Here is a 7656-nt window from a genome sequence, read left to right as displayed (position 1 = left end):
TAGCCGAGCATGCTCAGCGCGTGGGCCTCGCCGCGGCGGTCTTCGGTCTGCTCGTACTTCGCCAGCGCGGCCTCGTCTGACGCACCGAACGCCACATTGGGTCGCTGGCAACCGGACAACAACGCGGGCCGGGTCGGGGCGCCCAGCCGGAGCAGCCCCGCGAGCCGACGTCATGAAAGAGTCGTTCACCGCGTCCGACGTCCGGAAAGGGGCGTTCATGACGTCGGAGCGCAACTCACGGCACCCCGGCCAGCCTGAGCAGCGCCGCCGTCGCCGCGGCGGCCACCACCACCAGCACGAACGGCGCCTTCCGCCACGCCAGCACCCCCGCCACCAGCACTCCCGCCGGCCGCGCGAAGCCGGCGAAACCGTGTCCCTCCGTCAACGCGCTCACCGCCACCAGCGCCGCCAGCAGGACCACCGCCGCCAGCGCCATCAGCCGCTCCGCCCGAGCGGACAGCTTCACCCGGCTGCGCAGCACCGGCCCGGCGAACCGGAACGCGAACGTCCCCAGGGCCAGCACCACCGTGCCGACCAGCAGTTCCACCCCGTCCATCAGTGCACCTCCTGCGGTTCCGGTTCCTTCGCCACGACCCCCACCACGACGCCCGCCAGCCCGAGCAGCACAGGGACCCCGGCGGGCAGGAACGGCGTCGCGGCCAGCGCGACCACCACCCCCACCAGCACCGGCAGCCGGGCCGCGCGGTCGCGCAGGGACGGCAGCACCAGGGCCAGCAGCACCGCCGGGAACGCCGCGTCCAGGCCGAACACATCGGTGTCCTTGATGACCGACCCGGCGAACGCGCCGGCGACCACGCCGATGTTCCAGCAGGCGAACAGGCCGATCCCGCACGCCCAGTACGCCGCGCGGCGGCGGTGCGCCTCGCGCTGGGCCAGCGCGAACGCCACCGACTCGTCGATCATCAGGTGGCTGCCGGCCAGCCGGGCGGGCCACCGCTTGCCGAGGACGTCGCCGATCGCGAAGCCGAACGGCAGGTGCCGCGCGTTGGCCAGCAGGCCGGCCAGCACCGCGGCGAACGGGTTGCCGCCCGCGGCCACGATCCCGATGAACATGAACTGCGACGCGCCGGCGAAGACCAGCAGCGACATCAGCATCGGCAGCCAGAACGGGAAGCCCGAGCTCACCGCGATGGCACCGTAGGACACCCCCACGAGACAATCGGCCAGGCAGACCAGGCCGATGTCGCGGGCGAGGTCCCGATCGAGTGTTCGCCATATCGAACGCATGTGTTCTATAGTGAACACAGGTACCCGCGTTCGTCAAGGCGAACAGAACGACCGATGGAGCGAACGGCAATGTCGCAGGAAACGACGGGCGCGCCGCTGGAGATCATCGCGGCGTCCCTGCGCCGGGAGCGCACCCGCGCGGGCTTGTCCCTGACCGAGGTCGCGCGCCGCGCCGGCCTGGCGAAGTCGACGCTGTCCCAGCTCGAGTCCGGCACCGGCAACCCCAGCGTCGAGACGCTGTGGGCGCTCGGCGTCGCGCTCGACGTGCCGTTCTCCCGGCTGGTCGAGCCGGAACGGCCGAAGGTCCGCGTCATCCGCGCCGGCAAGGGTCCGACGGTCTTCGCCGAGCACGCCGACTACGCGTGCACGCTGCTGTCGGCCTGTCCCCCGTCCGCGCGGCGGGACATGTACCTCATCCGGGCGGAACCCGGCACGCCGCGGCGAAGCGATCCGCACATGACCGGCGTGATGGAGCACATCGTGCTGTGCGCGGGACGCGCCCGGGTGGGCGTGCTGGAGACGCCGGAAGAGCTGAACCCCGGCGACTACATCTCCTACCCGGGCGACGTCCCGCACATCTTCGAAGCCCTCGAGCCGGGTACCTACGGCGTCGAGATCTCCGAATACATCTGAGACATCACCAGCCGCGCTCGGCCAGGCGGTGCGGCTCCGGGAGCTCTTCGACGTTGATGCCGACCATGGCCTCGCCCAGGCCGCGCGACACCTTCGCGAGGACGTCCGGGTCGTCGTAGAACGTCGTGGCCTTGACGATCGCCGCGGCGCGCTGGGCCGGGTTGCCGGACTTGAAGATGCCGGAGCCGACGAACACGCCCTCGGCGCCGAGCTGCATCATCATCGCCGCGTCGGCCGGGGTGGCGATGCCGCCCGCGGTGAACAGCACCACTGGCAGCTTCCCGGCCTGCGCCACCTCGCGGACCAGCTCGTAGGGCGCCTGCAGTTCCTTGGCCGCGACGAACAGCTCGTCCTCGGGCAGCGAAGTCAGCTTCCGGATCTCGCCGCGGATCTGCCGCATGTGCGTGGTGGCGTTGGAGACGTCGCCGGTGCCGGCCTCACCCTTGGAGCGGATCATCGCCGCGCCCTCGGTGATCCGGCGCAGGGCCTCGCCGAGGTTGGTCGCGCCGCAGACGAAGGGGACGGTGAACGCCCACTTGTCGATGTGGTTGGCGTAGTCGGCCGGGGTGAGCACCTCGGACTCGTCCACGTAGTCGACCCCGAGGGACTGCAGCACCTGCGCCTCGACGAAGTGGCCGATGCGGGCCTTCGCCATCACCGGGATCGAGACGGCCTCGATGATGCCGTCGATCAGGTCGGGGTCGCTCATCCGCGCGACGCCGCCCTGCGCGCGGATGTCGGCGGGCACGCGCTCGAGCGCCATCACCGCGACCGCGCCGGCGTCTTCGGCGATCTTGGCCTGCTCGGCGGTGACCACGTCCATGATCACGCCGCCCTTGAGCATCTCGGCCATGCCGCGCTTCACCTTGGCGGTGCCGGTGACGGACTGGACGGTGCCACTGGAGGTGGTCTGCTGCTCGGACACGACGGGGCCTTTCCACACGGAGGACAGGGGGTGACAAGTTCGAGCGTAGGTCGGCGGTGGACCCTTCAAGCAGGCCAGTACGCGGCTATCTCAGGAGTCCACTTCCGGCACGCCCGCGACCAGGACTTCCGCGGCCCGGGTGCGTGCGTACAGCACGTGACGTCCGGCACGGTGCCCGCTGACCAGGCCCGCAGCCCTCAGGACGCCCAGGTGTTGCGACACGGCCCCGGCGCTGAGCCGGGTCCGGCGGGCGAGTTCGGTGGTGGACGCCGGCGCGGTCAGCTCGGTGAGCAGCATGGCCCGGCCGCGGCCCACCACGGCGGCCAGCGCGCCGGGCGCGACGGCGGTGCCGGTCTCCCAGAGCGTGGCGATCCCGCGCGGCGGGTAGCGCAGCACCGGCTGCCACCGCGGGTCGGTCTTGGAGAACACCCGCGGCCAGACGAACGCCGAGGGCACCAGCACCAGGCCGCGCCCGTCGAGCGGCACGGCGGCGTGCAGGTGGCGGTGCGCGACCGTGAGCGTGCCGCCCTGCCAGCGGACCAGCGGGGTGAGGTCGTTGAACAGCTCGGCGGCCCCGCCCTGGGCCAGCAGCCGCGACCGGTGCAGCACGTCGGCCTCGAGCAGCGCGCGGATCCGCGGCCAGTCGGGCGCGAGCACCAGGTCCCAGTACTGCTCCATCAGTGCCGCGAGCCGCTCGAGACCCGCCTCGGGGTCGCGGTGGAAGCGGTTGAGCGCGGGCGTGCGCGGCCCGGCCATCGCGTCCAGCTCGCGCCGGACGGCGCGGCCGGGCACGTCGCGCAGGTCGGCGAGCTCGTCGGCGAGCTCGGGCAGCGGCGTCGACGGCGTGCCGGCCAGGTGCCGCAGCGGGACGAGGTCGCGCAGCAGCCCGATGTCGAGCCCGGCCCCGGCGAGCGCCGCGGTGGCGCGCTTGACCCACGGCAGGTGCAGGGCGTGCTCCCCCGGCTGGTTCAGGACGCGGACGCTGGCCACGATCTCCCACGCCGGGGAGAACGCGAACCGGGTGTGCGCCAGGTCCTCTGTGGAGAATGCCAGGTCGAGCACGCGCTGCCTCCCTGCCGCGAAGTTCGGCGCAGTTTACGTCTCTCCCAAGTGGACAGTCGAGCGGGGCGCCGAAAGTCCTTGCGGGAAAGCGAAAATTCCTCGCGGGTCATACTTTCGGGCGACAGCGCGCAGCCGCGGCAGGTTCACCCCGTAGTAGGCCTCGGCCCAGTCCGGCATCTCCGGGTCGAGGTAGTTGACGTAGCCGGTGGTGCCGAACTCCGGCCCGAGCCCGTCGCGCACGGCGGCGAGCGAACGCCGGGCGCCGGCCTCGCCGCCGTCCGCGGGCCCGGCATTGTGCAGGAACTGGAAGCTCGCCAGCGCCTTCCGGTGCGGGAACGCCGTCTCGCGGACGCCGACGCGCGCGATGGCGCCGCCGCCGGAGTCCAGGAGCGTGGTGACGGCCGGGTCCCGGGTCAGCACCTCGATCACCGCGGCCGGGTCGGTGACCGGCCGCGTCAGCATCCGCGAAGTCCCGACGTAGGCTTCCCGGACCGCGCCCGCCCGGGTGTCCCGGCTGTCGAAGGACCGCATCGCGCTCAGGTGGTCCAGCACCCGCCCCTGCCGGTCGGTCGGCCGGGTGCCGACGCGGCGGACGAGGTCGTCGAGCAGCGCGTTCAGCCGGGACTCGGGGCCGAGGAACGTCCCGCTGACCCCGGCGTGGCCGGTCGCGAGATCCACGCCGGACCACAGCTCGTCCGGCGTTCCGGGCACCCACTCCTGCCAGGCGCCGAGCAGCGCGGCCTGCGCGGCCACCGGGAACGCCAGCGAGTAGGTGGCGACGTCGGCGGCCGGGACGGTCCGGAAGGTGAACCCGGTGACGATCCCGAAGTTCCCGCCGCCCCCGCCACGCAGCGCCCAGAACAGGTCCGGCTCCGCTTCCGCCGACACCGTGCGCACCCGGCCGTCCGCGGTGACGATCCGCGCCGCCTCGAGGTGGTCGCAGGTCAGCCCGTACTTGCGGTCGACGAGGCCGACGCCGCCACCGAGCGCCAGCCCGGCGATGCCGACCGTTTCGCAGCTGCCCGCCGGCAGCACCCGGCCCGCCGCGGCGAGCGCCGTCGCGATCGGGCCCAGCCGGGCGCCGGCCCCGATCACCGCGCGCTGTCGTTCCGCGCGCACCTCGATGCCCGAAAACCGGCTCAGGTCCACGACGATCCCGCCGTCCACAGTGGAGTAGCCAGGGTAGCTGTGCCCGCCGCTGCGGGCGGCGACCGGCAGCCCGTGCCGGGCCGCGAAAGCGACGGCCGCCTGGACGTCCTCGACGCGCGCGGCGCCGACCACGGCCGCCGGCATCCGGTCGTCGTACATCGTGAAGAAGCCCTGCTTGGCCTCCGGATAACCCGGGTCGCCCGGCCGGAACAGCGGCCCCGAGAGCCGCTTCCGGAGCCGCTCCCAGTCGTTCGGCGGCGGCCACCCGGCCAGGCCCGCCACCGGTACCGCTCCGGAGACCCGCAAGAAAGTCCGCCTGTCCACACCACTCCCCCTGCCCGTGCGCCCCCGGGCATTCGGCTGGTCCCGGGAGCCCTGCCTTGCCGTGACCAGGGTAGCGGGTGTGTGATCGAGGACACATCGCGTACACCAGCCGTTCGCCGAGGAGTCGTCATGGCCGACAAACAAGCCAAGAACGCCGACACCGGGGCCGCCGTCGCTGTGGACGACCCCGCGAAGGTCCGCAACGTGGTGCTCGTCGGCCCGTCCGGCTCGGGGAAGACGACCCTCACGGAGGCCCTCCTCGCGGCGTCCGGCACCGTGCCGCGAGCGGGCTCGGTGGTCGAGGGGACGACGGTGTGCGACCACGACCCCGCGGCGGTCCGCCAGCAGCGTTCGGTCGGCCTTTCGGTCGCGCCGGTGCTGCACCAGGGCCACAAGATCAACCTGATCGACACGCCCGGGTACGCCGACTTCGTCGGGGAGCTGCGGGCCGGGCTGCGTGCCGCCGACGCTGCCCTGTTCGTCGTCTGCGCCGCCGAAGGCGTCGACGCGGCGACGGTCGCGGTGTGGGAGGAGTGCGCCGCGGTCGGCATGCCGCGCGCGGTCGTCGTCTCCCGGCTCGACCACCACCGGGCCGACGCGATGGCCGAGATCGCCGCCTGCCAGGCCGCGTTCGGCGCCGGCGTGCTGCCGCTGTACCTGCCCGCGGGCGACGGCCTGGTCGGGCTGATCACCCAGCGGTACTTCGACTACTCCGGCGGGCACCCGCCGAAGCTCGGCGAGCCCGACCCGGCCGACCTCGAGCGGATGGCCGAGGCCCGCAACGAGCTGATCGAAGGGATCATCGCCGAGAGCGAGGACGAGTCGCTCATGGAGCGTTACCTCGGCGGTGAGGAGATCGCCGAAGAGACCCTGATCGCCGACCTCGAGACCGCCGTCGCGCGCGGGTCGTTCCACCCGGTCATCCCGGTCTGCGCGACCAGCGGGATCGGCCTGGCCGAGGTGCTCGACGGGATCGTCCGGGCGTTCCCCTCCCCCCTCGAGCACCAGCCGCCCGACGTCACCACGCCGGACGGCTCCGCGCACACCGCCCTCACCGCCGACCCCGCGGGCCCCCTCGCCGCGGAGGTCGTCCGGACGGCCGTCGACTCCTACGTCGGCCGGGTGTCGCTCGTCCGGGTGTTCTCCGGGACGCTGCGCCCGGAGCGGCCGGTGCACGTCTCCGGGCACGGCCTCGCCGAACGCGGCCACGAGGACCACGACGCCGACGAGCGCGTCGCGCACCTCTACTCCCCGCTCGGCGCGAACCTGCGCGAAGTGCCCTACTGCGTCGCGGGCGACCTCTGCGCGCTGACGAAGGTCGGCTCGGCGGAGACCGGCGACACCGTCTCCTCGCCGGAAGAGCCGCTGCTGATGGAGCCGTGGGCGATGCCCGAGCCGCTGCTGCCGGTGGCGGTGGTCGCGAAGACCCGCAGCGACGAGGACACGTTGGCCCGCAACCTTTCCCGCCTGGTCGCCGGCGACCCGACGCTGCGGCTGGACCGCAACGCCGAGACCAACCAGCTGGTGCTGTGGTGCATGGGCGAGGCCCACGCGGACGTCGTCCTCTCGCGGCTGCGGGCAGGCGGCGCGGACGTCGACACCGAACCGGTGAAGATCAGCCTGCGCGCGACCTTCGCCAAACCGTCCAGAGGGCACGGGCGGCACGTGAAGCAGTCCGGCGGGCACGGCCAGTTCGCGGTCTGCGACATCGAGGTCGAGCCGCTGCCGCGGGGCGGCGGGTTCCAGTTCGTCGACAAGGTCGTCGGCGGTTCGGTGCCGCACCAGTTCATCCCGAGCGTGGAGAAGGGCGTTCGGGCCCAGCTGGCGCGCGGGCTGGCCGACGGGCATCCGGTGGTCGACGTGAAGGTGACGCTGGTCGACGGCAAGGCGCACAGCGTGGACTCGTCGGACGCGGCGTTCCAGACCGCGGGCGCGCTCGCGTTGCGGGAGGCCGCGGCGAACGGGCACATCACGATGCTGGAGCCCTTGGAGGAGGTGGCGATCCGGCTGCCGGACGAGCACCTCGGCACGGTGCTCGGCGACCTGTCGTCCCGGCGGGGCCGGGTGCTGGGCACCGAAGCCGGCGAAGGCGGGCGGACGGTGATCCGGGCGGAGGTCCCGGCGACGGAGCTGCTGCGGTACCTCATCGACCTGCGTTCGATGAGCTCGGGCACGGCGACGTTCACCCGCCGCCACGCGAGGTTCGAGCCGATGCCGGAAGGGATGGCGGTCCACTGATCCGGTCGTGAGTCCCTGGACAAGCTCGTCGCGCAGAGTCCGCCCGGCATGATCAGCGTCATCGACGGCCAGCCGTT

Annotated in this window: 7 protein-coding genes; 2 read left to right on the top strand and 5 right to left on the bottom strand. The window is 73.0% G+C overall.

Features of this window, described 5'->3' with window-relative positions:
• Positions 1 to 235: 235 nt before the first annotated feature.
• Together AB0M59_RS53310 and AB0M59_RS53305 are read right to left on the bottom strand one after the other, a co-directional pair.
• Entirely contained in the window at positions 236 to 556 is a 321-nt protein-coding gene (locus tag AB0M59_RS53310) for an AzlD domain-containing protein (RefSeq protein WP_364632041.1), read from the bottom strand.
• Positions 556 to 1248 carry an AzlC family ABC transporter permease gene (locus AB0M59_RS53305; protein WP_364632038.1) on the bottom strand — a complete coding sequence of 231 codons (693 nt, stop codon included), beginning with the start codon at positions 1246 to 1248 and terminating at the stop codon, positions 556 to 558. Before AB0M59_RS53305 ends, AB0M59_RS53310 begins: the two co-directional genes overlap by 1 nt.
• A gap of 69 nt (positions 1249 to 1317) precedes the next feature.
• Here AB0M59_RS53305 and AB0M59_RS53300 point away from each other — a divergent pair, with 69 nt between their 5' ends.
• Positions 1318 to 1881 (top strand): XRE family transcriptional regulator, encoded by a 564-nt coding sequence (locus AB0M59_RS53300; RefSeq protein WP_364632035.1) that lies wholly within the window; start codon positions 1318 to 1320, stop codon positions 1879 to 1881.
• 4 nt (positions 1882 to 1885) lie between these two features.
• Here the strand turns inward: AB0M59_RS53300 and pdxS are convergent, their stop codons facing one another.
• From pdxS to AB0M59_RS53285, 3 genes are all read right to left on the bottom strand, one after another.
• Positions 1886 to 2806 carry a pyridoxal 5'-phosphate synthase lyase subunit PdxS gene (gene pdxS / locus AB0M59_RS53295; protein WP_285996810.1) on the bottom strand — a complete coding sequence of 307 codons (921 nt, stop codon included), beginning with the start codon at positions 2804 to 2806 and terminating at the stop codon, positions 1886 to 1888.
• 90 nt (positions 2807 to 2896) lie between these two features.
• Positions 2897 to 3868, bottom strand: a complete 972-nt coding sequence (locus AB0M59_RS53290) for a DUF5937 family protein (protein ID WP_364632032.1) — start codon at positions 3866 to 3868, stop codon at positions 2897 to 2899.
• 33 nt (positions 3869 to 3901) lie between these two features.
• Positions 3902 to 5341 carry an FAD-binding oxidoreductase gene (locus AB0M59_RS53285; RefSeq protein WP_364632030.1) on the bottom strand — a complete coding sequence of 480 codons (1440 nt, stop codon included), beginning with the start codon at positions 5339 to 5341 and terminating at the stop codon, positions 3902 to 3904.
• Positions 5342 to 5470: 129 nt separating this feature from the next.
• Here AB0M59_RS53285 and AB0M59_RS53280 point away from each other — a divergent pair, with 129 nt between their 5' ends.
• The gene (locus tag AB0M59_RS53280) at positions 5471 to 7579 is read left to right on the top strand and encodes an elongation factor G-like protein EF-G2 (protein ID WP_364632027.1); all 2109 of its coding nucleotides are present in this window, start codon (positions 5471 to 5473) and stop codon (positions 7577 to 7579) included.
• Positions 7580 to 7656 lie beyond the last annotated feature (77 nt).

This window comes from Amycolatopsis sp. NPDC051371 (genome assembly GCF_040682155.1).
Taxonomy (GTDB): Bacteria; Actinomycetota; Actinomycetes; order Mycobacteriales; family Pseudonocardiaceae; genus Amycolatopsis.
The sequence above is the reverse complement of the archived record's forward strand: the minus strand, read 5'-3'. Positions and strand labels throughout refer to the sequence as shown.